The following is a 25,216-nucleotide window of genomic DNA, read 5'->3' as shown; positions in this document are numbered from 1 at the left end:
AGAATATAAAGAAAAAGATTCTCAGACTATAGAGATAAAAGTAGAATAACTAAGTCATTCTTGCAAATTCACTTAATCTGCAGCAGTAATTATATTTTAAAAGGTAAGAGTAGTACCAATAGTAATGTCTGGTGTTGTACTATACGGAGCAATGTCTTCTGTGATAAATATATCTATACACCTTCCTTCTTTTTTGTATCTCATGCCACCTGTAATCTGGTGAGATACTTTGTCCAGTTTGCGCAAGCCTGTTCTAAACGGGCTCTGTAAAAAGCTGTATTGAGTTATAATATGGGTGTTTTTTGTTAATGAGGCATTTATGCCAAAGGAACCGCCGCAGCGGTAATGCTTTGTGTGAACAAAGGAAGGTTCTCCTATATATGTATAGTTTAGGTTAGTATGCATGTTAACAGATGGAAGAATTGCGTGCTCAAAAGCAAGGTCTAAACCAATATCTACTTTTTTGCTGCCGAAGCCTTTACTTTTTGCCGCTGTAGGCAATTTTATTCCTCCCCTCAAAGCCCAATTTTCTCCCATTCTCCATTTTATAAAGGAGGAAATATTGCCTTGCAGAACATCCGTCTTGTGAACATCAAAGACATCCTTTCCGTCAACTTTAAGCAGGTATCGCACCTTATTTTTAGAGGCATGCCTTCTTTCTCCTCTGGACAAATTAAGTGTCTCATGGAAAGAATCTATGGGACCATCTAAAAACCCGCCGCCGACAAATATAATCGGTAGATGTATATCCCACTGTAGATTTTCTAAAATGCCGTAGGTGAATATACCGGTTACATTCATCATCTCTAAATCGCAGATTATACTGTTTTTTGATTTTTCCTGGCGTTGGAATACATTTGAATATTCAACATTTAAAGAATATTTCGTTTTCCCTTTTTCTACTACACTTACTGTATCGGGAGAAAAGGATAAAAACATCATTTGAGGTGGATAATTTACTGTCGTAGAGAGGGGACCATCAAGCTCACCACAGTATGAAATAGTGGGAAATACAAGGAAAAAGACAACTAAAAGTAATAACTTTTTTATCATTTAACGCCTCGTTTAATAACTATAATTACAGGCATGCCTGGTTTCAACAAATGTTTATCATCATTCAATATCTTTATTTTTATCAATATTTTCCGTGCGGAATTTTCAGCTTTTGAAGTATTCTCTGCTGTAGCAATGTTACCTATCTTTACTATCTTACCATTAAACTTGCGTTTGTAACCACCTGCTTTTATGTCTACTGTTTCATTGAGTTTTGCATATTTCAATTTTATCGCTTTTAAGTTGGCGATAACGAATATATTGTTTGGGTCATAAATTGCATAAATGGCTGTTCCCTGGGAAACAAAATCCCCTTCATTCAGAAATTTCTTTGCTATTATACCATTTAATGGAGATGTAATCCGGGTTTGAGCAAATTTATATTGAGCTAATTCCCATATCTTTTTTGCTTTTTCCAATTCTTTTAGTGACTTTTTTTTACTATAAAGTAAGTCATTGATTAAATTTGTCTTTTTTGCATCCAGTTCTGCTTTTGTCATATTATAATTGCGAAAGACGGCATTAAATTGTATCCGCGAGACAGCATGTTCTTTAAACAATTTGGAATATCTTTTATAATCTTTCTCGGCCTTTTTGAGATGGGAGATTGCAATATCAAGTTGCAAGAGAGCTTCTTTTAATTTATCTTTTTCTAAGTTATAGGATTCTTCTGGTTGCTTTGTGTATTGTTGTGAGGAAAATATGTCATAATAAGAAATTTCTAAGTTGTTATCCTTAATCATTTTTTCTATCTTTTCACACAAGTTTTTTATTTTTTCATAATTTGTTTGAGCAATATCTACCTGTATCCTTCGCAAATCCATTTCATTCTTGTAATTCGTATCCTCAATAAGTGCCAGGAGCATACCCTTTTTCACACTGTCTGTTTCAGTTGCATACAGCTTTTTGATGCGACCAGAAACAGATTGTGCCCCCACATTTACTATATCTGTGCTTACAGAAGCATCTTTTATTATGTAATGTGTAGCTTGGTAATGAAACTTGTGATAAATGAAAGGGATGAAAATTACAACCAATATGCTAATAATAATCAGCAATATCTTTATCTTTGTTTTTTCTACCATACGATGCATTTATTTGCGATATCTCTTTTTCCTACTGTTCTTTCCAAACGAGCCAAAGCATTGAAATAACCGTATAAGGCACCATAGTAGTTTGCTTCGGATTGAGACAGGAGAGTGCGGGCATCTAATACCTCTGTTGATGTAGTAACCTGCTCTTTGTACCGCAAATCTGTGATTCTGTAATTTTCCTTTGCCTGCTTTAAGGCTACCTTTGCCAATTCAATGTTTCCTAAGCTAACCGCTACATCTTCATAGGCTCTTTTTATATCCATTTTTATCTCATCCAGCATATCTAGATATGCTTCTTGCAAAGAGAAGCTTTTTGCCTTTTCAGATTGAACCTCATTTCTTGTTTTCCCCCATTCAAAGATATCCCAGGATGCATTTATTCCTCCACTACAGATAGAATTATACCTATACCTGTTTTTAGAGGCTGTTGGATTGTATCCACTTCTTTCATATTTGGTAAAATAACTTATATGAGGATAATAATCACTTTCCCTCATCTTTACCAAATATTTACTTTCCTTTACGGAGAGTTTCAGGGCTTTAAGTTCCGGTCTTTCCTGTTCCCCCCATTGAATAAGTAATCTTTGAGGTAAAGAAAATGTTTTATAATCGGATATATCCGTTATTTCCTGCGTAGGTTTTTCCCCCATAAGTCTTTCTAACTCTGCTTGAGCGATGATATATGCACTTTTTGCCTTTCTCCTTTCCTCTAATGCATTGGCATATGAAACCTGAGATTTTAAGAGGTCATTTAACGGAATTAAGCCATTTTCATAAAACTTTTCTGCATCCTGCATGTGCGCTTTGAGTTGCGTTACCGCTTCTTCTTTTGTCTCTAAAATTCTCTTTTGATAGAGTATATTAAAATAAGCTATCTTTACTTTTGTTTCCACATTTAATTGAGCGAGTTCTTTAATGGTTCCTTGTTTTTCTATATTTACTCCTGCCCATTTGTATTGAGACAGGAGGTAAAAACCAGTGAACAGGGGCCCTCCTAATGTTACATCCATATCATATTTATTTCTGTCTCCAGTATATGCTCCTGTCTTTTTAGAATAAGGTTGCTTACCCAATCTCACATATGAGTAATCTATGGAGAGAGCAGGGAAAAACTCTTTCTTGTAGGCATTTTTCTGTGCTTGCCAGCTTCTTATGAGTTGTTCTTCTTTTTTTATAGCATGGTGGTTTTGTGAAGCCCATCTTATAGCATCATCCAGCGTAAATGCTTCTGCCGTGCAGAAAAAAAACAAGACAAAAACAGAGATACAAAGGCATATTCCCTTTTTAGAGTACATTTTTGCTCACCCCCTTCACACCTTAATATATATCCTTCGTATATACCATGAATAAAAAGAAATTTCTATCTTTTAATTGACGGAATTATCTAAGTTTGCTATGTGTATGTAAATGAAGAAAAAGAAAATTTCTTTTATTATTGTTTTCTTGCTCGTTGTAGTTGTTGGTTTAATCTACGGTTTGCATTACAAAAAAACACACATTACTACAACTGATGCCTATGTTCAGGGGCATATTCACTGGATCAGTTCAAGGGTAAATGGAGTGGTAAAAAAGGTATTGGTAGAAGAAAATCAATGGGTAAAAGAGGGCAAACTGCTCGTAATTCTGGATAAAAAACCATTCGGAATAAAGGTAAAAGAAAAAGAGGCATCGTTAGATTTAGAAAAGAAACGATTAAATGAAATAAAAAAAGAGATAGATGCAACTTTAGCTCAACTTACTTTAAAGAAGGCAAAACTTGAACAAACTCAATTGGATTGGAAAAGAGCAAAGAATCTCTACAAAAAAAATGCCTTATCTAAACAAAATTATGAACATATGCTTACCGGGTCAAAAATAGCACAGGCAGAATATGATTTTGTTAAAGAGAGCGTAAACCAGAAAAAAGCCCTCTTTGCTGTTCAAAAAAGTCTAATCAAACAAAAAAGAGCACAACTAAATGAAGCATTACTGAATAAAGCTTATACCTGTATCTATGCACCAATAGGGGGGTTTGTTGTCAAAAAGAATGTAGAAGCAGGAAATTATGTTAAAATAGGCGTGCCTCTTCTTTCTCTGGTAAACACCAAAGATGTATGGATAGAGGCAAATTATAAGGAAACAAAACTCCACCACATAAAAAAAGGCTTAAAGGCAATAATAAAAATAGATGCTTATCCCAAAAAGAGATTTCATGGTTATGTAGAAAGCATCATGGCAGGAACAGGAGCAGCATTTTCCCTCTTTCCTCCAGAAAATGCATCCGGAAATTGGATAAAGGTTGTGCAGAGGGTGCCAGTAAAGATTGTTTTCTGTGAAGATGTCCCTCTTTTGAGGATAGGCATGTCTGCTAAGGTGACTATTCTTTCAAAATGAAACAGGTAAACAAATGGTTTGTAACCATTACCGTTATGTTGCCCACATTCATGATGATCATGGATTCTACGGTGGTGAATGTTTCACTGCCGCATATTCAGGGTTCTTTGAATGTTAGCCTGAATGAAGTTACATGGGTTCTCACTTTATATATTGTAGCCACTGCCATCACCATTTTATCTGCTGGTTGGTTGTCCAATGTCTTTGGCCGTAAGAATTATCTTCTTTTTTCGGTTTTACTTTTTGCTATCAGTTCCTTAGCCTGTGGCATGTCTAAAAGCTTAACCCTATTGGTTCTATTTAGAACACTGCAAGGTTTAGGGGGTGGAGGAATGCAGCCACTCTCTCAATCTATTTTATTAGAGTCATTTCCCAAGAAAGAATATGGTATGGCAATGGCTATATTCAGTATGGGCATTGTAGTCGCTCCTATCGTTGGTCCTATCTTAGGGGGATGGATTACGGATAACTGGGGATGGCCCTGGATATTCTATATTAACATACCTATATGTATCATTAGCATCATCCTCATATCTCTGTTTATCTTTGATCCTCCCTATATTCGCCAACATATAAGGAAAATAGATTGGTCAGGATTTATTTTTATGATAATAGGTGTAACCTGTTTGCAGATAATGCTGGATAGAGGAGAGATCAAAGATTGGTTTAGTTCTTCTTTAATTGTTTGTCTCCTTGTTGTCTCCGTTATTTTTTTTGTGGGATTTATTATAAATGAGTTGAAGGTAAAACAGCCTGTTGTCAATTTAAAAATATTTAAAGATCTTTCCTATAGTTCGGGTTGTTTGATTGCATTTTTAGGATTTTTTGCCTTTTTTGGTAGTGTTGTTCTCCTTCCCATGTATGTGCAGAAACTTATGAATTATACGGCACTCTGGGCAGGGTTGGTCTTAGGTCCGGCAGGTGTAGCTGAAATCATCCTTTTGCCTATGGTGGGACTTCTTACCAGGAAAATAGATTGCCGCATTCTTTTAGCTGTTGCCATTGTTTTAAATGCTTATGCCTTAAACCTTATGGCGCATTTTAATCTATATGCAGATTTCTGGAGTATAGTTTATCCCCGAATTATTCAGGGAGCAGGTCTCGCTTTCTTCTTTACTCCTTTAGCTGTAGTTACATTTATGGGGATAAAGAGAGAGGTTATGGGTAATGCCACCGCAATATTTAATTTTTTGCGTAGCCTGGGTGGAAGTTTTGGTATTGCCTTTGTTAGCAACATTTTTTCTCATAGAACGCAATTTCATCATTTTCACCTTTCAGAACAATTTAATCCTGCCAACATAGTTTTTCAGCAAGCTACAGACAAAATATCTCATCTTCTACACCTCTCTACACATCAGGCACATTATCTTATCTATCAGGAATTGGGAAAACAATCCTCCATGCTCGCTTACAATGATGCTTTTTTTATTAATTCTCTCATTTTTCTCGGTCTTTTGCCTCTTTTGTTTTTACTGAAGAAAACATTGTAAACTGGATATAAGTGCATTAGTATATAATGCATGCGTAAGTTTAAATCTCTAAGGATTGTTATTTTTGTTCTAATTATTCTGATTTTAGCTGGATTTCTAAGCTGGCAGTTTGTCTTGCCCAATTATGCGGAAAAATTGATTAAAGAAAAGATAGTCTCAGAAAACATAAAATTGGAAGATGTAAGATGTTCTTCTCATTTTCCATATCTTGTTATTGCTGTAAGAAGGTTGTCTGTAGATAGTAATATTACCGCTGAACACATAGAAAGCAGGATTTCTCCATTTCAAGCTGTTTTGTCGGTTATCTCAGGAAAGAAATTTGTAAGTAGTGTTCATATAGAAAAAGCGAATGTAAATATAGCCAGAAAAGTAAAAAAAGGGAAATTGGAGATTCCCTATCTTTTAAATATAGTTGTTGAACATGCCTGTATAAGGGATGAAGCAAGAAAAATTGATGCCTCTGGAAGAGTAAAAGCTCACTTAGGGAAAAGAATAAAATTTTACTTTTCAGGTTCTGTTCATGGAAAAAATATAAAGATAGATGATGCTGAGTTTTCCTATTGGGGTCAGCCTGACTTTTCTGATGGGAAGATTGTCCTTTCTGCTCGTTATTTGAAATGGATTTCTCTTTCTCTTGAAGGTTTAAAGGCTAAGGCAGATATAGATGAGAAATCGTTAAAGGATATTTATCTTTCATCTAAGAATGGATATAAGATAAGAGGGAATGTAAATTTTGAAAAAAAATCTGTTTCTCTTGATGTATCTACACCGTTTATAGAAAAGAAAGAAATAGACCCCATTGTTTTATATATAAGTCCTGAATTGCCTAAGGTTTATGAGAATTACCTTTTATCTTACAGTATAAAGATAGACAAACTTCACCTGAAAGGTAAAACAGATTCTCTGGATGTAGTTAAAACAGGAAAAATGACGGTGAATAGTCTTTCTTTCAGGGTAGAAGAACATACAGATTTCTTTAAAGGTGTATCTGCAAACATAGATGTAAAACCGGACAAAATAGTTATCAATGTAGATAAGGGAAGATTCAGTAAAGTGGATGTAAAGAGAGATTCTCAACTCATCATATATAGAAAAAAGCATTATCCCTGCAATATGCTTTTAAAACTTGAGGGGCAAATAGATAAGAAAGCAATAGATTTTCTTAAATTTGTTGTCATTCCGGATGATATCTTATCAAAGGTTGAAGATATAGAATTTAAAGGGCATGTTTTTTCCGTTGTTTCTTTAAAGAATTATCAGTGGCATTCTTATCCCTATTTTCCCTACGATGTAAAACTAAGTTTAAAGAATACCTCTATAAGGTCTAAGAATTTTCCTTATATCAAATATACAGATGGAAATTGGGAGATAAAGAGAACTTTGCCTTCAACTATTTCTGTATTGGTTGATAAAGGTGATTGCGGTATATATAGCTCTAAAATTTTTATAGACCGTGCATCAATGGTTTTTCCTGAAGAAAGATTTTTCATTAAGGCTAAGGCAAAGTTAAACAAAAAAGACAGCAACATCTTATCAAAGCAGTATTTTCCTCAATATCTCAACATAGATACTGCCATTTCAGGGGATTTTACAGTTGAGGGAGACTTTAAGAAATATTTTTTCACTGTAAAGTTCACGCCCTTAGACAACCTTTCGGTTTCTGTTTGCGGCATGCACACTAAAGATTATACCAATATCGAACATTTTAGTGTAAGAGATAAATCCGGGCAGATGGAAGGAGAAATAAAATTGTCCCGAGAATTTGAGCCTGTCTTCTGTCATTTAACATTTAATCGTTTCAACCCTGCTGTTTTACAAAACTTCATCCAATATCAGTTTCCAATAGAATCTGCTTTAATTTCTGGTTCTATAAATCTGTATCCTCAAATAGAAGGAAAATTAGATGTGGAGAAATTAAAGACAGAATGGGGTATAGATGATGCTTCATTCACCGTATATTCGCAAAAAAATCATATACATATTCCTGAAGGTAAAATGGTGTATGAAGGCAATGAATTGACATTTTCGGTTGATGGAGAAAAAAGAAATAAGAATTATATCCTTCACGGTGATGTAAAAACAGACAATTTTTTACTGTCTTCTAATAAACAGAGAAAAGAAATCATTCTTCCCTTTATCCCCAAAAATGTTTCATTCAATGTGAATGTTGCCATTAAAAGGTTAAGGTTTGAAAATGAAGAGATGACTGCGGTGATAGAGGATGTATGTGCGAATGTGAATTTTGAAGATAATACACTTTATATTCGTTCTTTTGCTCCCTATTTTCTTTTTGTTTGCACTATAAATTTTGAAAAACAGCCCATTATTCACTTTGCCTTTAAAGATAATACTTTATTCAGGCAACTTTTTGCCTCCTCTGTGAAAACGGAATATGTTCAGGGAAGTGGGTTTATAAAGACAGACAGAAAAATTAATTTAAACAATGTAAAAGGAGAAATAAAGATCGAGGCGAAAAGAGGAGAGATAAAGCGTTTTCCTGCATTGTACAAAATATTCGGTATAACAAATATTGCCGAGTTTCTTACTCTAAATTTCCCACAAATAGAAAAAGGACTGGTTTATAAGGAGATTGTTGTCAATATGAAGTTGAATAATGGTTTGCTTAGTATAAAAGATGAGAATCCATTGATAATAAGAGGAAAAAAACTGAATATGTTTTTCGCAGGAGATTACAGACTTTCAGACAAATATATAAATGGTATTGTTACTTTCACTACATTTAGAACTATAAATAGAATCATTTCTTCTATTCCTGTCTTAGGATGGATTATAGGCGGAAAAGAAAAGAGCTTCACCGGTTTATCATTCCGCGTAAAAGGCAAAATCGATGACAGCATGACAGCTTATCCCGTTCCTCTTACATCTTTAAGCAAAGGCATGTTTAATATGATAAAAAGAACCTTAACTTCCCCCTTACATTTATTTTAAAACTATATCTTTTTTACCTCTTCTTCTGTTAAAACTTCTATATTTTGTTGAGATAGTTTGTCTATTGCTTGTTCAACATTTTCTATCTTAAAGATGAGTATTGCCTTGTCTTTTTCACGAGTTAGAGAAGCGTATGTATATTCTACATTTAATCCTGCTTTAAGAAGAGCACTTAAAGTATGAGCTAATCCACCAGGTTCATCTTCTACCTTTACTGCAACAACAGGTGTTTTGGCAACCGAGAAATTTGCATCTTTTAAGATAGATATTGCTTTATCTGTATCATTAACAATCATGCGTAGAATACCAAAATCCGAAGTATCGGCAACACACAATGCCCTTATATTTATGTTATTTTCTCCTAAAAGCTTTGCTACCTCCAACAGTCTTCCTGCTCTGTTTTCCAAAAATACGGATACCTGTTCTACAATCATATTTCCCCCTATATTTTTCTTTTGTCAATTATCCTTTTTGCCTTACCTACACTGCGCTCAATACTCTTTGGTTCTGCTAAGGTCACCTTTGTTGTTATCATACAGTGTTCCTTTATTTCTGCTTGAATTTTGTTTTTCAAATTCTCCAATTTTTTCACCTCGTCAGAGAAAACATTCTCGCTTACTTCTACCCTTACCTCTAATGTAGTTAGACCCTTTTCGCTGTCTATTATCAATTGATAGTGTGGTTCTACACCTTCGACCTGCATCAGCACCTGTTCTATCTGAGAGGGAAAGACATTTACTCCTCTTATGATCAGCATATCATCTGTTCTTCCACTGATGCGGGCAATACGCCTGTGTGTTCTGCCACATATACAGGGTTCTTTAATTAGATAAGTGATATCCTTTGTCCTATATCTTATAAGAGGTGTTGCCTCACGAGTCAGCGTGGTTATAACAAGTTCTCCCTCTTCACCCTCTGGCAAAACTTCTCCTGTATCAGGGTTGATAATTTCCGGAATGAAATGATCTTCCCAGATATGTAAGCCGTGTTTTGCCTCTTTACATTCAATGGCCACCCCCGGTCCCATCATCTCGCTCAATCCATAGATGTCCAGAGCATCTATCCCTAATTTCCCCTCTATCTGTTTGCGGATATTTTCACTCCACGGTTCTGCCCCTAAAACGCCTATTCTTAAATAAATATCATCTTTACTGTAGCCCATCTCTTCTGCCATTTCACCCAGATAGAGAGAATAAGATGGAGTGCAGGTTAAAACAGTGGATTTGAAATCATGCATAACCTGTATCTGCAGTTTTGTATTTCCTCCCGACATAGGTATTGTTGCTGCTCCAACCTTCTCTGCTCCATAGTGAGCGCCCAGACCACCTGTGAATAAACCATATCCATATGCATTCTGAATAATATCTCCTTTTTCTACACCGGTTGCCATAAGAGAACGCGCCGCCAAATTTGCCCATGTTTCTATATCTCTTCTTGAGTGGCAGATAACAGTAGGTTTACCTGTTGTTCCACTTGAAGCATGAATTCTTATTACCTGTTCCATAGGCACAGCAAGCATATTAAAGGGATAATTTTCTCTTAAGTCATCCTTTGTAGTAAAAGGTAGTTTCCTTAAATCAGAAAGGCTGTTTATATCCTCTGGTTTTACACCACATTCATCAAATTTCCTTCTGTAGAAAGGCACCGTTGCATAGACCCTTTCCAACAGTGCCTTTAATCTTTTTAACTGTAATGCTTCTAATGCTTCTCGAGGTAATGTTTCCATCTCATCGTCGTAAATCATGCCTGTTTCCTCAATCCTAATAATTTATCAATTTTACTTTTATTAAAACCTACCACGGTTCTTGAGCCGATTAGAACTACAGGAACACCCATTTGCCCTGTCATTCTTATTATATCTTTCTGTGCACTTGCGTTTCTCGACACATCTATTTCTTTAAAAGAAATATGATTTCTCTTTAAATAATCTTTCACCTTCTTACACCATGAACATCCAGGACCTGTGAATACTACTACTCTCATTTCAAAGCCTCCATTTTGCCCTCTTAAATACGCATAAATATACACAAAGTGCGAAAAAAAGCAATATTCCTTAATAAGGTTATTTATTCTTTTCTACTTCTATTATCTTTAGTGTCGTTTTCATTACAGAATCCGGATTTAGGGAGATAGAATCGATTCCTTCTCGCACCAAAAATTGTGCGAATTCTGGATAGTCACTGGGAGCCTGCCCACATATACCAATATGGCGCCTGTTTCTTCTTGCTCCCCGGATAGCCATTGCAACCATCTGCATCACTCCTGGGTCTCTTTCATCAAAATCACGAGCAACCAGTGCTGAGTCTCTATCCACTCCGAGAACAAGTTGGGTAAGATCGTTAGAACCAATAGAGAAACCATCGAATATCTTGCTGAATTCATCAATAAGGATTATATTGTTTGGGATTTCACACATAACATATATCTCCAATCCGTTTTTCCCCTTCTTTAAACCGTTTTTCTCCATCTCTTGTATCACCCTTTTCCCTTCTTCAATCCTGCGGCAGAAGGGAATCATCAGTTTCACATTTACAAGACCCATCTCTTCTCTTACTTTTTTCATGGCTTGACACTCCAATGCAAATCCTTCACGATATTTTTCATCGTAATAACGAGACGCTCCTCTGAAACCGATCATGGGATTGCTTTCTTGCGGTTCAAAATACTTTCCACCGATGAGAGAAGCATACTCATTGGATTTAAAATCACTCATGCGCACAATTACAGGTTTTGGATAGAAAGCAGCGGCTATCGTTCCCACTCCTTCTGCCAGCCTATCCACAAAATACATTTTCTTATCCTTATAGCCGAATGTTAAATCCTCTATTTCTTCCTTGATGGATATATCGGTTATTTTCTCGGGATGAATGAGGACCATGGGATGAATCTTTATCCAGCTTGAGATGATAAATTCCATGCGTGCCAGTCCTATCCCGTCATTGGGAATCATGGAAAGTGAAAAAGCCATCTCCGGATTCCCCAAATTCATCATAATTTCTGTCTTTGGTCTCTTTATATTTTTCAGTGAAATCCTTTCTACATGAAAAGGTAATATCTTATCATAAACCTTACCTTCATCTCCTTCGGCACAATTTACGGTTACCTCTTGTTTATCTCTTATTTTTTCCGTAGCCCTTCTCGTTCCCACTACTGCAGGAATTCCCAACTCACGACTCACAATAGCCGCATGGCAGGTCCTGCCCCCACGATTGGTAATAATAGCAGAGGCTGTTTTCATTATGGGCTCCCAATCAGGAGTGGTTGCATCGGATACTAAAATTCCACCTTTTTTAAATCGATTGAGTTGTGAAGCATCTTTAATTACATAAGCCTTTCCTGCCGCAATCTTTTCACCTACACTTTTACCCTTAACCAGTACAGGAGATGTTTTTTCTAAGTGGTAAGTTTCTAAAACATCCATAGCTTTTTGAGATTGAACGGTTTCAGGGCGAGCCTGAACTATAAATAAATCCTTACTTATTCCATCTTTTGCCCACTCGATATCCATAGGTTTTTTATAATGGTCTTCTATAAGTGTGGCATCTCTGGCTAATGCCAGGATATCGTCATCAGAGAGACAAAAACGTTTTCTGTCTGTATCAGGCACTTCAATGTTGCGGGTAAATATCCTTGTGCTGCCCCGACCATATATCATCTTTATCTTCTTGTCTCCCAGCTTTTTTCTAATGATAGCTTTATATCCTTTACGAAGGGTAGGTTTAAAAACATAATACTCATCAGGATTTACCACTCCCTGCACGATATTCTCTCCCAGTCCATAAATGGCGGTGATAAATACTACATCTCGGAAACCCGTTTCCGTATCCAGAGTAAACGTTACCCCGCTGGTAGCCAAATCGGAACGCACCATCTTCATTATGCCTATGGAGAGTGCTACCTTGAAGTGATCAAAGCCTTTGTCAATACGATAGGAAATAGCTCTATCGGTAAATAACGAGGCAAAACAGCGGTGGCAGGCATCTAATAGTTGACTGCCACCTTTGATATTTAGATAAGTATCCAGCTGTCCGGCGAAAGATGCGGTGGGAAGATCTTCTGCAGTGGCGCTGCTCCTCACCGCCACATCTGTGTCTGACCCATATTCTTCACACAATATTTGGTAAGCATCTATAATCTCTCTGGACAGATCTTTCGGAAAAGGGGAACTGTAGATCAGCTCTCTTATGGCGTGTCCCCTATGTGCAAAGTCCTTTAGATCATCTTTGTTGATATCTGCTAATATATCTTTCATTTTTTGTAGAATTCCGGATGATTCTATCACATACCGGTAAGCTTCCGCAGTAATGGCAAAACCATTGGGAATCTTTACTCCCTCAGGGGTGAGATTGCGATACATCTCTCCCAATGAAGCGTTTTTTCCTCCCACCAGAGACACCTCTTCTATACCGATTTCCTTAAACCATTTTATATATTTCATTTTGACTCCCTTAAATAAATAGCTCCTTTTTACCTTTATAGATTAACATTGCCTCTTCAGCCTCCATTCCCTTATAGGTGACCGCAGATATGGCATTACACATCCTTATAGCTTCTTTTAGCGATTTTTGATGGATGTTCCTGCCGGTGGCATTTCCTGCTGCTCCACTTATGAATATCTGATCATGTAGTCTTTGAAGAAATGCTTTAACATCAACACTGGGTCCGCCTGCACACAGAACCTTTGTCCTGCCTGCAGCCATTATTGCTTCCTTAAATATCTCTTTGGATTCCTTTTCCTGCTGTTTTGGATAATTTACCTTAACAAAATCAGAACCCAGGCAGGCCCCTACACCGGTAGCACCTGCAATCAGATGAGGATCTTTTTCATCTTTTACCGCTTTTCCTCGAGGATATATCCATAAAACCGTAATGAGTCCATTTTGATGGGCTTCATATACCACCTGTGCCGCCTCTCTCAGCATCTGACTTTCGTATTCACTGCCCAGATAGATGGTATACCCTACACCCACAATTCTAAGACCACTTTGTTTTTTGAATTGAATTATCTGTTCTATATCTATCCACTGTCTTGATATAGGATCCACCTGATTGGTTTTGATGAGATTGGTCTTAGAATTCAGCTTTACAAGATAGGGAATATTCGGATAATCTCGGCCATATAAAGAGACAAGCCCTAACTGTGTGGCAAAAACACCGATTTTAGCTTTAGTGGCGATTTTGAATAAATGTTCGGGATTTGCATCATCTATATGAATATTCTCTCCGTAAAAATCATTATTCAGATGTTCTACTTTCTGGTCACCTGCAAAGAGCATCAATCTACCTGTTTCTCTGGTTATCATTTGATAATTTCTGACATATATATCTTCTACTTCCAACGGAACACCTAAAGGAACTGTTATTTTCATAAGAGCCTCCTAAATTTAAAACCTGTTATATTTTATCTCTTTTTCAAGTTCTTGCAAACACCTTTGGTGTTTGCAAGCAAATGACAAAGTCGTTTGTCTTGCAAACTAAACCCTCTTTGGTTATATTTAGTTATAATGGAACCAAAAGATTATAAAAATAGAGCATATCTTTCAGCGATTGAATCAGCTAAATTTTTGGGTATCTCTGTTAAGATGCTTCATAATCTTGCGAACAAACAACTTATTAAGACGCAAATTGCTGCAAGTGGACAAATGCGTTTTGATTTAAAAGAGTTAAAAGGGTATGAGGCAAATTTTAAATATAAACCTCAAAAAAATAAAATAGACATTGAGAAGGTAAATATTATTGAAATAAATAAAACAACTCAAAAAGTTTTTGTGAAAAATTCTATGAAGATGGATGATTTGCCAGATGATAGTATCCATTTAATGGTCACATCGCCACCATATTTTGATACAAAGATGTACTCAAGGGAGCCGATTGAGGGTGACCTTGGCAATATCCATGATGTTGATGAATGGTTTGAAAAAATAGGCGAGGTATGGAAAGAAGTTTACAGAGTTTTACAGCCAGGAAGGAAGGCATTCATAAACATAATGAACCTTCCTATCAGACTGGAAAATGGAAGTTTCAGAACCTTGAATTTGGTAGGCAGAACGATAAATGTTTGCGAAAAAATAGGATTTATTTTTAAAAGAGATATAGTGTGGCACAAAACAAATGCTGTAAGGGCACATTTTGGAAGCTATCCATATCCAGGTGGAATTTTGATAAATAATATGCACGAATTCATTTTAGAGTTTGATAAACCTGAGAAAAAAGGTTTTAACAAATATAAACATTTAACCAAGGAACAAAAAGAACAATCAAAGTTAGATAAGGAATTCTGGCTATCTATAAAAAAGAGTGATGTTTGGGTAATGAAACCCCAGGGTAGTGGGGGTAGAAGAAATCATATAGCACCGTTCCCCTATAAACTCCCATTTAGAATAATTAAGGCATTTAGTTACGTTGGCGAAACAATTCTTGACCCTTTTGCTGGTTCTGGAACTACACTTTTAACTGCGGCAGATTTAAAACGCAATGGAATAGGATATGAAACAGATCCCGATATTGCATATGATGCAATAAAAAGTCTTAAAAATTACCAGGCTAAATTATGGTAAGGTGAAAAGTATGAGGTTAGATGGAAAAACAATATATGCTCAATCATTATATGGGATGTTGCAATGTTTGAATTGACGGCGATAGAATCTTTTTCTGCGGCTCATAGCCTGAGAAATTATCAGGGACCGTGTGAAAAGCTACATGGGCATAATTTTAAGGTAGAGGTAACCATCAGCTGCAAAAGGTTAAATAAACTGTCTATTGGCATGGATTTCAAAGAGATTAAACAAATACTGAGAGATATACTGAAGAAATTAGACCATACTTTTCTAAATGAGCTTCCCTACTTTAAAAGCGTAAACCCCACCTCAGAGGAAATTGCCCGTTTTATCTACATGGAGATGAAAAACAGAGTTGATAACAATTGTAAGATGAAATGCGTTGCTGTATGGGAAAGTGATAATTCTAAAGCAACCTATATTGGAGAAGAAGATGAAAGATAAACCTACATTTACCCAGCTTGTTTTGTCCCTTGCTCAAGCAGGCTATGTGCAGTTAGGAATGGTAGCTGATCCGTTTAGTGGTAAGAAGATAGAGAGCTTAGAATCGGCAAGAGGAACTATCGGTCTTTTGGAAGTATTAAAGGAAAAAACGCGAGGCAACCTTGCCGATGAAGAAATAAAAATACTGGAAGATGCTTTATATGATTTAAGAGCAGCTTTTATTACTCAAAAAAACAAGGGTAATAGTTTATAATATTCTTATCTGTTCTGGTAGGTCTATGATTATTTCTAATCCGTATTTTTCTGTATTGGATATTCTGCCCCATATCTCTACTGTTTTCCCATGCACAATAGCAGGATCATAGTGCATTTGTGTATTTTTGAATATGACAATCTTTAACTGTTTGTTGTTTTGAAAATGCAAAAAACAGGTGTGAGACGGAGAAAAGTAAACCTCTGAAATTTTTCCTCTTATTCTGACATATTTTTCAGTGTTTGCCAGTATCTCGTCTACATCTTCCGCATTTATTACTTTTAACGATTCTACATTGAACTTTAAAAGCTGACTTTTCTTCCATAATTTTTCAAAATTTTGTTCGTATAGGTTGGCTACATCTACTCTTTTTAAAACCACTATATTTTCATTGTTTCTTGTATAGGCAGATGCCGTCCAGTTAAATGAGCCGGTAATGACAATCTTTTTATCTATAATGGTAAACTTGTTGTGCATTATGCCCTCGAAATCCTTATAAACACAAGGCTTTGCAAATCTTACATCCACCCCTCTTTTTTTAAGAAATAGAGATTTTGTATATTTGTTCTCTAAGAAATTACCCTGGCGTGCATCCATCAAAACCCTTATTTTGACCCCTCTTTTTTTAGCATCGGCGATTTTCCAGGCTAATTTCCTTGACGTAAAACAATACATGGCAACATCAATGCTTTTCTTGGCCTCTTCTATATATTGTCCTATGATGTAAACTGCTTTTTCATTGGGGGTAAAGTATATTTCAATATCCCTGGCTTGCGATATCGAACATACAATAATCAGTAAACAGACAATAGATATTAGACGGATTACTCTAACCAATAGTTTGGTGCCTCTCTGGTAATAATTATATTATGCACATGACTCTCTCTTAGCCCGGCGTAGGTAATGGGTATAAATTCTGGTTTTGTACGCAACTCTTCAATCGTTTTGCATCCTGCATATCCCATCCCAGATTTTAGCCCTCCTACAAGTTGATATAAAACATCTCCTACCATTCCTTTGTATGGAACTCTGCCCTCTATTCCTTCCGGAACAAGCTTTGCTATGCCTATGTCTTCCTGAAAGTATCTATCTCTTGTCCCTTGTTCCATTACACCCAACGAACCCATGCCTCGATAAACCTTGTACTTTCTTCCCTGATAGATGATAGATTCACCCGGGCTTTCCTCTGTTCCGGCAAAGATACTGCCTACCATTATTGTGCTTGCTCCAGCAACAAGGGCTTTTACAATATCGCCAGAATACCTAATTCCACCATCTGCAATTATTTTCACACCGCATTTCTCCGCTTCTTCTGTACACTCGGCAATAGCTGTAATCTGTGGAACACCTACTCCTGCTATCACCCGTGTGGTGCAGATAGACCCAGGCCCAATACCTACCTTTACGATATTCGCTCCTGCCTCTATTAGGCTTCTTACTCCCTCTTTTGTGGCTACATTACCAGCAACAATATTTAAGGAGGGAAATCTTTTTCTTAATTTTTCCACACCATTTAAGACCATCTGTGAATGTCCGTGAGCGGAATCCACTACTACTAAATCCACCCTTGCTTCTACCAGTTGTTCTGTTCTTTCTATCAGATCTTTGGTGCCCACCGCTGCTCCTACCATCAGTCTCCCATGGGTATCCTTCGTTGCATGAGGATATTCCCTTCTCTTTCTTATATCCTTTATGGTTATAAGTCCCTTCAGTTTAAACTCATTATCTACAATAGGCAATTTTTCTATCTTACTCTTTCTCAAGTAGTTTTCCGCTTCTTCCAATGTTGTTCCCACCGGTGCAACAACTAAGTTTTCTCTTGTCATTACTTCCTCTACCTGCTTTGAATAATCCTTTTCAAATATTATATCACGGTTGGTTATGATGCCTAAAAGCTTTTTATTGTCGTTTATAACAGGGATACCAGAGATGTGATACTCACTCATAAGGACCAGGGCTTCCTTGATCGTTTGATTAGGTTTTATGGTTATCGGTTCTAAAATCATTCCACTTTCCGATTTTTTCACCCTTCTCACTTGTTCCGCTTGTTCTCGAGCGGTCATGTTGCGATGAATTATTCCCAATCCTCCGTGTCTTGCCATTGCTATGGCCAACCTATGCTCTGTTACAGTATCCATAGCCGCACTGATAATCGGAATATTTAGGTGGATGTCCGGAGTAAGGTTTACTGAGGTGTCTACATCCCGCGGAATAACACTAGATTTACGGGGGACAACCAGAACATCATCAAAGGTCAAACCAGGCTTATCTTTTACTCTCAGCATCTTCACACCTCTATTCTTTCAAAATTTGCTATATACAAAAAAACTTTTCTTAAATTACATAAAAGTTTTAACCTGTTCTCCTTCAGCGTTTCTTCTTCTGCCATGACCATTACATGATCAAAGAAAGCATCTATTTTTTCTTTAAATGAACACAGAACGGATAGGAGTTCTTTATATTTCTTTTGTTCTTTTAATTTTTTTATCTCTTCCTCTTTTTGTGTAAATTCTTTGTATAGCTCTATTTCTTCTTTTTCTTCTAATAGTTTTTCTTCTACCGCTGTTTTATTGAAAGACTCAGGGATGATATTCAGTACCCGTTTAAACATAAGGAAGTATTTCTCCTCTAAATCTTTAATTACAAAGGTTCTTATATAAGCATCATATATATCAGAAAAATCTTTACCCAGCACAGACATTATCACATCAAATCGAAGATCAAAATTGGTTGTAAGATATTCTACAAGACGCTTTTTTACAAATTCCAATAGATTGGAAAGAGGGCTTTTTTCTTTGTAAAGAGAGCTTGCATAATCTACAATCTGAGGAATAGAAAGAAAATAACCTCTGTCTATAACAATCCTGATTAATCCAATACAGGCTCTCCTCAAAGCGTAGGGATCTTTTTCGCCAGTAGGTTCCAATCCTGCCAAAAAACCACCTGTTATATTATCTATTCTTTCAGAGATAGAAAGAATAGCGCCTACGTCTGTTTGAGGCAACGCATCCCCTACCCTCCTGGGAAGATAGTGTTCGTATATGGCTTGAGCAACACCTTTTTCTTCTCCGCTTTTTAAGGCATATTCTTCCCCCATTACGCCCTGCAATTCAGGAAATTCACATACCATCTGTGTTACGAGGTCTGCTTTACACAGATGAGCTGCCCTTTTTACCGTTTCTTTATCTTGTTTTAGTCTTTCAGCTATATATGATGATAACTTTTCAAGCCTTTCTACCTTTTCATTCATTCTTCCTAACTTTTCATGAAATACAACTCCGCTGAGCCTGGATACAAAATCTGATAACGGCTTTCTTGTATCCTCTTTATAGAAAAACAGAGCATCATTAAAGCGAGCAGAAAGCACCTTTTGATATCCTTTTTTTACCACATCCTCATCTAAAAACGGATTGTCTGCCACTGCTACAAAATAAGAAAGTAAATTCTGTTTTTCATCTTCTACGGCAAAGCATTTTTCGTGATTCTTCATGGAGGTGATGAGCACAGCCTTTGGTAAGACAAGAAAAGTTTTATCAAACTCACCCAATATTGGTTGAGGATACTCATTTAAGAATATTGTCTCATTTAATAATGCATCGTCTTTCACTACAGAAATATTATAATTTTGTTCTATTTTTTTAAATTCGTTTAGAATTCTATCTTTTCTTTGTTTAGAGTTTAGTAAAACAAAGGAATCTTTTAATGCGTCTATGTACCCTTCTTTGTTTTTAATCTCCATCTTATTAGCTAAAAACCTATGACCGTATGTAAAATTGTTCGCCTTTATGCCTGCAATTTCTAAGTCTACTACTTCACCATCACAAATTGCCAGAAGATTGTGTATGGGCCTGGAGAAACTATACAGTTTATCGCTCCATTTCATCTTTCTTTTAAATGGTATGGAATCTGTGAATTCTTTCAAGACAGAAGATAGAAATGGCTTTACATCTTTTCTCTCCCCTCTTTTCAGCAAAAATACATATCTTTTCTTTCCCTTTTTCTCTATCTTTATATCCTCTATGGTGGCCTGCATCTTTTTTAAGAAACCCCTTAAGGCATTTGTGGGTTCACCATTTTCAAATGCTACCTGTTCTGGGGGTCCGTATATTTTTTCCTCTTTCACTATTGTTACTGGTGAAATATCGGAAAAAACGGTAATCCTCTTTGGTGTGCAACATATATCAATGTCCTCACAGTTTATATTGTGCTCGTCAAAAATGGTCGTTATTATTTTTTTTCCTTCTTTTTCCAATTTCATAATCTCAAAAGCAGGTAATTCTTCTGTAAATATTTCGTATAATAATTCCATTATTTACCCTCAACATACAGTTTTGCACATCCCTGAGCCAGCGTTCTTATCCTGCTTATGAATGTTGTTCGTTCCGCGGTGCTGATAGCACCTCTGGCATCTAGCAGATTGAATAGATGAGAACATTTCAAACACAGGTCATAAGCGGGTTTTACTAAGTTTCTCTTTAATACCTTTTGGCATTCCTGTTCATACATTTCAAATAATTTAAAGAGCGTTTTTATATCTGCCACTTCAAAGTTGTAAGTAGAATATTCCCACTCATCATGCTTGTGTATATCACCATAGGTGAGATCCTTGTTCCATTTTAGGTCGTATACATTGTCTACATTCTGTAGAACCATGGCGATGCGCTCCGTACCGTAGGTTATCTCACATGTTATGGGATAGAGATTGTAACCTCCTATTTGTTGAAAATAGGTAAACTGTGTGATTTCCATGCCATCTAACCACACTTCCCATCCCAATCCTCCTGCACCTAAGGTGGGGGATTCCCAATTGTCCTCTACAAATCGCACATCATGTTTTTTTAAATCTATTCCCAACGCATAGAGGCTATCCAGATATATGTTTTGAACATCCAGCGGTGATGGTTTCAGTATAACCTGGTATTGATAATAGTGCTGGAGGCGATTAGGATTTTCACCATATCTTCCGTCCGTGGGTCTTCTGGAAGGTGCTACATAAGCACACCTCCAGGGCTCTTTCCCTAATGCCTTTAAAAAAGTGGCAGGATGAAATGTGCCTGCCCCTGTCTCTACATCGTAGGGCTGGATAATTGCACATTCCCTTTCTTTCCAGAATTTATGCAATTTTAAAAGCATGTCTTGAAAACTGCCTTTGGCAGTTTCAAGCAAACGGTTTTGTCTTTTGTCTTGAAAACTGCCTCCAGTAGTGCTAAGCAAATTATTACACATGTTCACCTCTTGTATTTTTTTATCATAAAATAAATAATAATCGTAGAAAGCATAATAGCAAATCCTACAAGGTTAGCCAAGATTATTACTATATCTTTTTTTAATATACCGTATACGGTCCACAGGAAAAGACCGGTTGCCATCTGAAATAGCATGTGGGTACTTAGCCCTCTTATTTCTCTTGTTTTCAGAAGGCGGATGAATTGAGGAAGAAAACTAAATGTAGTAAGCACTGCCGCTGTGCTGCCTATAGCGACTGCAATTATATTCATATTGTCTCTGCTAATTTTTCTGCAAATTTTTGTGTTGTATAGTTCTTTAGCCTACCTTGTTTTGTAAATATTGAGGTATGTGTCTTTAAAAAGGTATATATCTTTTCTTTAAGAACACATCCTGCCTCTTTTTCGCCAATAAAATTTAGCATCATGGCGGAAGATAAAATTATGGCTACAGGATTGGCTTTATTTTTATCTATGTCCGGTGCAGAACCATGTGCGGCTTCAAAATAAGCGAATTTCTCTCCAATGTTCACAGAGGGGCAAAGCCCCATCCCACCTATTGTCCCTCCTCCCAAATCACTGATCATGTCTCCAATGAAGTTTTCTGTTACTATCACCTGAAAATGTTCGGGTTCTGCAACCATCTTATAGCAGGCGGCATCCGTATATATCCTTTCTGCTTCTATGTCTTTATATTTTTTCGCCACATTGAAGAATATCTTTTCAAAGAATGCCATACTTACCAAAACATTACTCTTGACAATCAGTGTTACCTTTTTTCTATTTTCTCTCTTTGCCAGCTCAAACGCAAAGCGGGATATTCTTTCACACCCCATTCTTGTTAAGAGTAAAATATCTGCTACTGCATCCCTTGTCCGAACACCCTTCCCTCTGGCTAAATATAATCCCTCCGTATTTTCTCTCACAATAATATAATCTATATTACCATCTATAGTTCTTATCGGTCTGATGTTTGCATATAAATCAAACCTGGGTCGCAAAATACCACCCAACAGACCAGCTTCCGTGCCATCTTTTCTTCTTATCCAGGGGAGTCCGGTTGGACCCTTTAACAATGCCTCCGTTTGGCTTATTTCTTTGAGGGATTGTTCCGTGATATTTTTCTCACAACGGAGAAAGGTATTTGCACCTGCATCTATGTAATGATAGTTCAAAGAGAAATTAAATTTTTTACCTGTCTCTTTCAATATAAAGACCGCTGCATCTATAATAGTAGGACCTATGCCATCACCTCTTATTACAGAGATATCATATACTTTCATTTTTTGCCGGTCTAATAAATAAGGCAAGGGCTGCTCCTGCAAAAGCCACTAAGGTGATGATAGAAAAGGCAACCTCAAACCCAAGAGCATCTATAAGTTTGCCTATTAGAGCAGGAGAGATAGAGGAGCCCACCATTACCATGGTATACATAACGGCAATATTGGTGTCTATCTTTTTCCCTCCTGCTTCTGCCGCAAAGGCATGTCTCACTGCTACCGGCAAGAAAACGAAAAATCCATAGATAATTAAAATTGAGAGACAAGGATGATTGACGAATAAGAGTAACAATATACCACTTAAGGTATAGCTTGTGACAATTATTGTTCTTCTTCCTAATATATCGGATAAAAAACCGCCCAAGGGCTGGGCGGCAACACCTATGATGAGCATAAAACCTGTATGTAGATTAGCCGTAAGTAGGGTTTCTCCTTTGTAATATAGAAAGGCGGGCATGAATGCGGAAACGCCGCGGGAAAAAAACGGTGTAACCATAGCAACAAATCCAATGAGTAATGCTCTCGAGGTAATGGCACTTTTAAAACTGGATGCAATGGGTTTTTCTTCTATATGGATGAGAAAATATATGAGTAAAGCCACAACAATACCAGGGACAATCAACAAATGCAGCCCTTTAAATCCCATCCAGGAGAAGAGAAGGCCTACAATTATAGGACCGGCGGCAAAGCCCAATGAACCTCCAGCGCCATGGATACCCAATGCTCCTCCCTTTCTTCCCTTGAATCTAAAAGAGAGAATTCCTATCGCTTGAGGGTGATAAGCAGAAAGACCTACACCGATAAAGAGAGCGGTAATCAGCATAAACATGTAGGTTCTACTGAAGCTGAACAGAAAATAAGAAACAGCCAAGATGAGAAAGCCAAAGATAAGTACCAATTTTCTTATCCCTCGTTTTTCTGTGAAATGAGCTACCGGCAACTGCAGTATTGCAGCCGTAAGGTAAGGCATGGTAGCCACAATGCCGGCTTGAAAGTAATTGATGGTATAGAGTTTTCTTATCACCGGAATGATGGGAGGAATACACATGGAATACCAGTCGTTTATAAAATGAGCAAATGCCAAAGTGAATAGAAGGACAAGAAGTGGTGTTTTTTTCAACTATTTACCCTTTCTACATATGTTTTGGTACGGGTATCAATCTTTATTACATCATCTTCTTTGACGAATAAAGGTACTTGTAATACCATTCCCGTTTCTAATGTAGCAGGTTTTGTTGCCCCCGCAGCAGTGTCTCCCTTTAGTCCATGTTCTGTTTTTACTATCTTTAACTCTACAAAATTAGGGAAGATTAAGTCGATAGGGGAATCGTCGTGTAAAATTACACTTACTTCTGCATTTTCCTGTAAAATGCCGACATTGTTTTTTATTATTTGTTCGGGAATAATAACATCTTCAAATGTAGAAGAATCCATAAAATGAAAGACATCCTTTTCTCTATAAAGGTAAGTCATTCTTCTTTCCTCCACATTTGCCTCTTCTAATTTCGCTCCTGCCCTAAATGTTTTTTCCATTACATTTCCCGTTTTCAAATTTCTAAACCTCACTCGCACAAAGGCCGGCCCCTTCCCGGGTTTTACATGTTCATACTCTAAAATTTCTAATGGTTCACCATCAATTTCTACTTTTGCTCCTCTTTTAAATTCGTTTGTAGCAATCATTTCACATCACCTCTGAGAATGGGGCAAAAGCTATCATTTCCACTCTCTTGCCATTTATATGTATCATTTGTTCTAATCTCACACCAAATTTACCAGGAATATACACTCCAGGCTCAACAGTAAACACCATATTATCTTCAATAATTATATCACTCTGTGGTGAAATATTCGGTAGCTCATGAACCTGTAGTCCAACGCCATGTCCTGTAGAATGTATAAAATATTTATCATAGTTTAGTTTTTTGAGATAATTGCGCGCCTCCTTGTCTACATCACTGGCTTTAACGCCGGCGTAAGCCGCCTCTATAGCATAGGTTTGAGCATAGAATACGGCATTGTAGATTTCTCTTTTTTCGTCTGTTTTTTTGCCCATGAGCAATGTATAGGTGCAATCAGAATTATACCCATCCGCACATGCACCAAAATCTATTACCACAAAGTCCCCATCCTCTATCTTTTTATCGGAAGGTGTGAAATGAGGAAATGAAGTATGCACACCAGAAGCCACAATGGTGGGAAATGCTTCCCCGTCTGCACCGCATTTTCTCATCTGATAGGAAAGCTCATCGGCAATTTCTTTCTCTGTCGCCCCCGGTTTTACATAGGGGAAAACGTTCATAAACGCGTTTCTGGCAATAGATGCAGCTCTCTTTATCTTTTTTATCTCCTCTTTATCCTTTATCATTCTTATTTTTCTTATTTCATCTTTTACGCCTATCATTTCAAAATCTTGTTTTAAATTTTCATATAGGGCTATGCTGAGTTCACCATTATCATAAGCTATTCTTTCAACCCCTATTTCTTTAATTTTTTGTTTC

23 protein-coding genes are annotated in these 25,216 nt (G+C 36.8%); 6 read left to right on the top strand and 17 right to left on the bottom strand.

The window, feature by feature from the left end; all coding sequences use genetic code 11:
* Window positions 1–96 precede the first annotated feature (96 nt).
* Genes J7J10_05975 through J7J10_05965 form a run of 3 tightly spaced genes read right to left on the bottom strand, consistent with a single transcriptional unit; the run spans window position 97 to window position 3,442 of the window.
* The gene (locus J7J10_05975) at window positions 97–1,053 is read right to left on the bottom strand and encodes a DUF3187 family protein (protein ID MCD6130477.1); all 957 of its coding nucleotides are present in this window, start codon (window positions 1,051–1,053) and stop codon (window positions 97–99) included.
* Entirely contained in the window at window positions 1,050–2,147 is a 1,098-nt protein-coding gene (locus tag J7J10_05970; GenBank protein ID MCD6130476.1) for an efflux RND transporter periplasmic adaptor subunit, read from the bottom strand. Before J7J10_05970 ends, J7J10_05975 begins: the two co-directional genes overlap by 4 nt.
* Window positions 2,132–3,442, bottom strand: coding sequence for a TolC family protein (locus tag J7J10_05965; GenBank protein ID MCD6130475.1), 1,311 nt, complete (start codon window positions 3,440–3,442; stop codon window positions 2,132–2,134). Before J7J10_05965 ends, J7J10_05970 begins: the two co-directional genes overlap by 16 nt.
* 112 nt (window positions 3,443–3,554) lie before the next feature.
* Here J7J10_05965 and J7J10_05960 point away from each other — a divergent pair, with 112 nt between their 5' ends.
* The 3 genes from J7J10_05960 to J7J10_05950 are packed head-to-tail and all read left to right on the top strand — an operon-like array spanning window position 3,555 to window position 8,959.
* Window positions 3,555–4,520: an HlyD family secretion protein gene (locus tag J7J10_05960; GenBank protein MCD6130474.1), complete on the top strand. Its 966-nt coding sequence runs from the start codon at window positions 3,555–3,557 to the stop codon at window positions 4,518–4,520.
* A complete protein-coding gene (locus J7J10_05955; protein ID MCD6130473.1) occupies window positions 4,517–6,010 on the top strand; it encodes a DHA2 family efflux MFS transporter permease subunit in 1,494 nt (497 codons plus the stop codon). The genes J7J10_05960 and J7J10_05955 overlap by 4 nt, the downstream gene beginning before the upstream one ends.
* Before the next feature lie 30 nt (window positions 6,011–6,040).
* Window positions 6,041–8,959 carry an AsmA-like C-terminal domain-containing protein gene (locus J7J10_05950; GenBank protein ID MCD6130472.1) on the top strand — a complete coding sequence of 973 codons (2,919 nt, stop codon included), beginning with the start codon at window positions 6,041–6,043 and terminating at the stop codon, window positions 8,957–8,959.
* Window positions 8,960–8,961: 2 nt separating this feature from the next.
* Here the strand turns inward: J7J10_05950 and J7J10_05945 are convergent, their stop codons facing one another.
* The 5 genes from J7J10_05945 to J7J10_05925 form a co-directional block, all read right to left on the bottom strand.
* Window positions 8,962–9,393: an amino acid-binding protein gene (locus tag J7J10_05945; protein ID MCD6130471.1), complete on the bottom strand. Its 432-nt coding sequence runs from the start codon at window positions 9,391–9,393 to the stop codon at window positions 8,962–8,964.
* A gap of 8 nt (window positions 9,394–9,401) precedes the next feature.
* Entirely contained in the window at window positions 9,402–10,703 is a 1,302-nt protein-coding gene (locus J7J10_05940; GenBank protein MCD6130470.1) for a phenylacetate--CoA ligase, read from the bottom strand.
* Complete coding sequence (locus J7J10_05935; protein MCD6130469.1) at window positions 10,700–10,942, bottom strand: NrdH-redoxin; 243 nt, start codon at window positions 10,940–10,942, stop codon at window positions 10,700–10,702. Before J7J10_05935 ends, J7J10_05940 begins: the two co-directional genes overlap by 4 nt.
* Before the next feature lie 79 nt (window positions 10,943–11,021).
* Complete coding sequence (gene ppsA, locus J7J10_05930; GenBank protein MCD6130468.1) at window positions 11,022–13,397, bottom strand: phosphoenolpyruvate synthase; 2,376 nt, start codon at window positions 13,395–13,397, stop codon at window positions 11,022–11,024.
* 10 nt (window positions 13,398–13,407) lie between these two features.
* Window positions 13,408–14,328, bottom strand: a complete 921-nt coding sequence (locus J7J10_05925; GenBank protein MCD6130467.1) for an aldolase — start codon at window positions 14,326–14,328, stop codon at window positions 13,408–13,410.
* A gap of 135 nt (window positions 14,329–14,463) precedes the next feature.
* On the opposite strand from J7J10_05925, the gene J7J10_05920 reads away from it, so the two are divergent.
* The 3 genes from J7J10_05920 to J7J10_05910 all read left to right on the top strand — a co-directional run bounded on the left by J7J10_05920 (window position 14,464) and on the right by J7J10_05910 (window position 16,213).
* Complete coding sequence (locus J7J10_05920) at window positions 14,464–15,516, top strand: site-specific DNA-methyltransferase (protein MCD6130466.1); 1,053 nt, start codon at window positions 14,464–14,466, stop codon at window positions 15,514–15,516.
* 63 nt (window positions 15,517–15,579) lie between these two features.
* Complete coding sequence (gene queD / locus J7J10_05915; GenBank protein ID MCD6130465.1) at window positions 15,580–15,960, top strand: 6-carboxytetrahydropterin synthase QueD; 381 nt, start codon at window positions 15,580–15,582, stop codon at window positions 15,958–15,960.
* On the top strand, window positions 15,950–16,213 hold the full coding sequence (locus tag J7J10_05910; protein MCD6130464.1) for a DUF1844 domain-containing protein: 264 nt from the start codon (window positions 15,950–15,952) through the stop codon (window positions 16,211–16,213). Before queD ends, J7J10_05910 begins: the two co-directional genes overlap by 11 nt.
* Here J7J10_05910 and J7J10_05905 read toward each other — a convergent pair.
* The 9 genes from J7J10_05905 to J7J10_05865 all read right to left on the bottom strand — a co-directional run.
* The gene (locus tag J7J10_05905; protein ID MCD6130463.1) at window positions 16,208–17,050 is read right to left on the bottom strand and encodes an exodeoxyribonuclease VII large subunit; all 843 of its coding nucleotides are present in this window, start codon (window positions 17,048–17,050) and stop codon (window positions 16,208–16,210) included. The genes J7J10_05910 and J7J10_05905 overlap by 6 nt on opposite strands.
* Window positions 17,038–18,498, bottom strand: coding sequence for an IMP dehydrogenase (guaB, locus tag J7J10_05900; protein MCD6130462.1), 1,461 nt, complete (start codon window positions 18,496–18,498; stop codon window positions 17,038–17,040). Before guaB ends, J7J10_05905 begins: the two co-directional genes overlap by 13 nt.
* A gap of 2 nt (window positions 18,499–18,500) precedes the next feature.
* Window positions 18,501–20,522, bottom strand: a complete 2,022-nt coding sequence (locus J7J10_05895; GenBank protein MCD6130461.1) for a glycine--tRNA ligase subunit beta — start codon at window positions 20,520–20,522, stop codon at window positions 18,501–18,503.
* Window positions 20,522–21,439, bottom strand: a complete 918-nt coding sequence (locus tag J7J10_05890) for a glycine--tRNA ligase subunit alpha (protein MCD6130460.1) — start codon at window positions 21,437–21,439, stop codon at window positions 20,522–20,524. The genes J7J10_05895 and J7J10_05890 overlap by 1 nt, the downstream gene beginning before the upstream one ends.
* Before the next feature lie 2 nt (window positions 21,440–21,441).
* Complete coding sequence (locus J7J10_05885; protein MCD6130459.1) at window positions 21,442–21,711, bottom strand: SemiSWEET transporter; 270 nt, start codon at window positions 21,709–21,711, stop codon at window positions 21,442–21,444.
* Window positions 21,708–22,721 carry an isocitrate/isopropylmalate dehydrogenase family protein gene (locus J7J10_05880; protein MCD6130458.1) on the bottom strand — a complete coding sequence of 338 codons (1,014 nt, stop codon included), beginning with the start codon at window positions 22,719–22,721 and terminating at the stop codon, window positions 21,708–21,710. Before J7J10_05880 ends, J7J10_05885 begins: the two co-directional genes overlap by 4 nt.
* Complete coding sequence (locus tag J7J10_05875) at window positions 22,708–23,802, bottom strand: MFS transporter (GenBank protein ID MCD6130457.1); 1,095 nt, start codon at window positions 23,800–23,802, stop codon at window positions 22,708–22,710. The genes J7J10_05880 and J7J10_05875 overlap by 14 nt, the downstream gene beginning before the upstream one ends.
* A 32-nt stretch (window positions 23,803–23,834) precedes the next feature.
* A complete protein-coding gene (efp, locus tag J7J10_05870; protein MCD6130456.1) occupies window positions 23,835–24,398 on the bottom strand; it encodes an elongation factor P in 564 nt (187 codons plus the stop codon).
* A 1-nt stretch (window position 24,399) separates the two neighbouring features.
* The coding region (locus J7J10_05865) for an aminopeptidase P family protein (protein MCD6130455.1) at window positions 24,400–25,216 on the bottom strand (817 nt) is incomplete at its 5' end.

The organism is Deltaproteobacteria bacterium, assembly GCA_021159305.1.
Taxonomy (GTDB): domain Bacteria; phylum Campylobacterota_A; class Desulfurellia; order JAGGSF01; family JAGGSF01; genus JAGGSF01.
This window is presented reverse-complemented; position numbering and strand designations above follow the sequence as displayed.

Excerpts from the sequence above, each read along its gene's own strand:
- efp (MCD6130456.1), bottom strand. The coding sequence starts at position 24,398 with ATGATTGCTACAAACGAATTTAAAAGAGGAGCAAAAGTAGAAATTGAT.
- J7J10_05965 (MCD6130475.1), bottom strand. The coding sequence starts at position 3,442 with ATGTACTCTAAAAAGGGAATATGCCTTTGTATCTCTGTTTTTGTCTTG.
- queD (MCD6130465.1), top strand. The coding sequence starts at position 15,580 with ATGTTTGAATTGACGGCGATAGAATCTTTTTCTGCGGCTCATAGCCTG.
- J7J10_05890 (MCD6130460.1), bottom strand. The coding sequence starts at position 21,439 with ATGTGTAATAATTTGCTTAGCACTACTGGAGGCAGTTTTCAAGACAAA.
- J7J10_05935 (MCD6130469.1), bottom strand. The coding sequence starts at position 10,942 with ATGAGAGTAGTAGTATTCACAGGTCCTGGATGTTCATGGTGTAAGAAG.
- J7J10_05970 (MCD6130476.1), bottom strand. The coding sequence starts at position 2,147 with ATGCATCGTATGGTAGAAAAAACAAAGATAAAGATATTGCTGATTATT.
- guaB (MCD6130462.1), bottom strand. The coding sequence starts at position 18,498 with ATGCTGAGAGTAAAAGATAAGCCTGGTTTGACCTTTGATGATGTTCTG.
- J7J10_05895 (MCD6130461.1), bottom strand. The coding sequence starts at position 20,522 with ATGGAATTATTATACGAAATATTTACAGAAGAATTACCTGCTTTTGAG.
- J7J10_05910 (MCD6130464.1), top strand. The coding sequence starts at position 15,950 with ATGAAAGATAAACCTACATTTACCCAGCTTGTTTTGTCCCTTGCTCAA.
- J7J10_05940 (MCD6130470.1), bottom strand. The coding sequence starts at position 10,703 with ATGATTTACGACGATGAGATGGAAACATTACCTCGAGAAGCATTAGAA.
- J7J10_05880 (MCD6130458.1), bottom strand. The coding sequence starts at position 22,721 with ATGAAAGTATATGATATCTCTGTAATAAGAGGTGATGGCATAGGTCCT.
- J7J10_05920 (MCD6130466.1), top strand. The coding sequence starts at position 14,464 with ATGGAACCAAAAGATTATAAAAATAGAGCATATCTTTCAGCGATTGAA.
- ppsA (MCD6130468.1), bottom strand. The coding sequence starts at position 13,397 with ATGAAATATATAAAATGGTTTAAGGAAATCGGTATAGAAGAGGTGTCT.
- J7J10_05925 (MCD6130467.1), bottom strand. The coding sequence starts at position 14,328 with ATGAAAATAACAGTTCCTTTAGGTGTTCCGTTGGAAGTAGAAGATATA.
- J7J10_05945 (MCD6130471.1), bottom strand. The coding sequence starts at position 9,393 with ATGATTGTAGAACAGGTATCCGTATTTTTGGAAAACAGAGCAGGAAGA.
- J7J10_05960 (MCD6130474.1), top strand. The coding sequence starts at position 3,555 with ATGAAGAAAAAGAAAATTTCTTTTATTATTGTTTTCTTGCTCGTTGTA.
- J7J10_05975 (MCD6130477.1), bottom strand. The coding sequence starts at position 1,053 with ATGATAAAAAAGTTATTACTTTTAGTTGTCTTTTTCCTTGTATTTCCC.
- J7J10_05955 (MCD6130473.1), top strand. The coding sequence starts at position 4,517 with ATGAAACAGGTAAACAAATGGTTTGTAACCATTACCGTTATGTTGCCC.
- J7J10_05885 (MCD6130459.1), bottom strand. The coding sequence starts at position 21,711 with ATGAATATAATTGCAGTCGCTATAGGCAGCACAGCGGCAGTGCTTACT.
- J7J10_05950 (MCD6130472.1), top strand. The coding sequence starts at position 6,041 with ATGCGTAAGTTTAAATCTCTAAGGATTGTTATTTTTGTTCTAATTATT.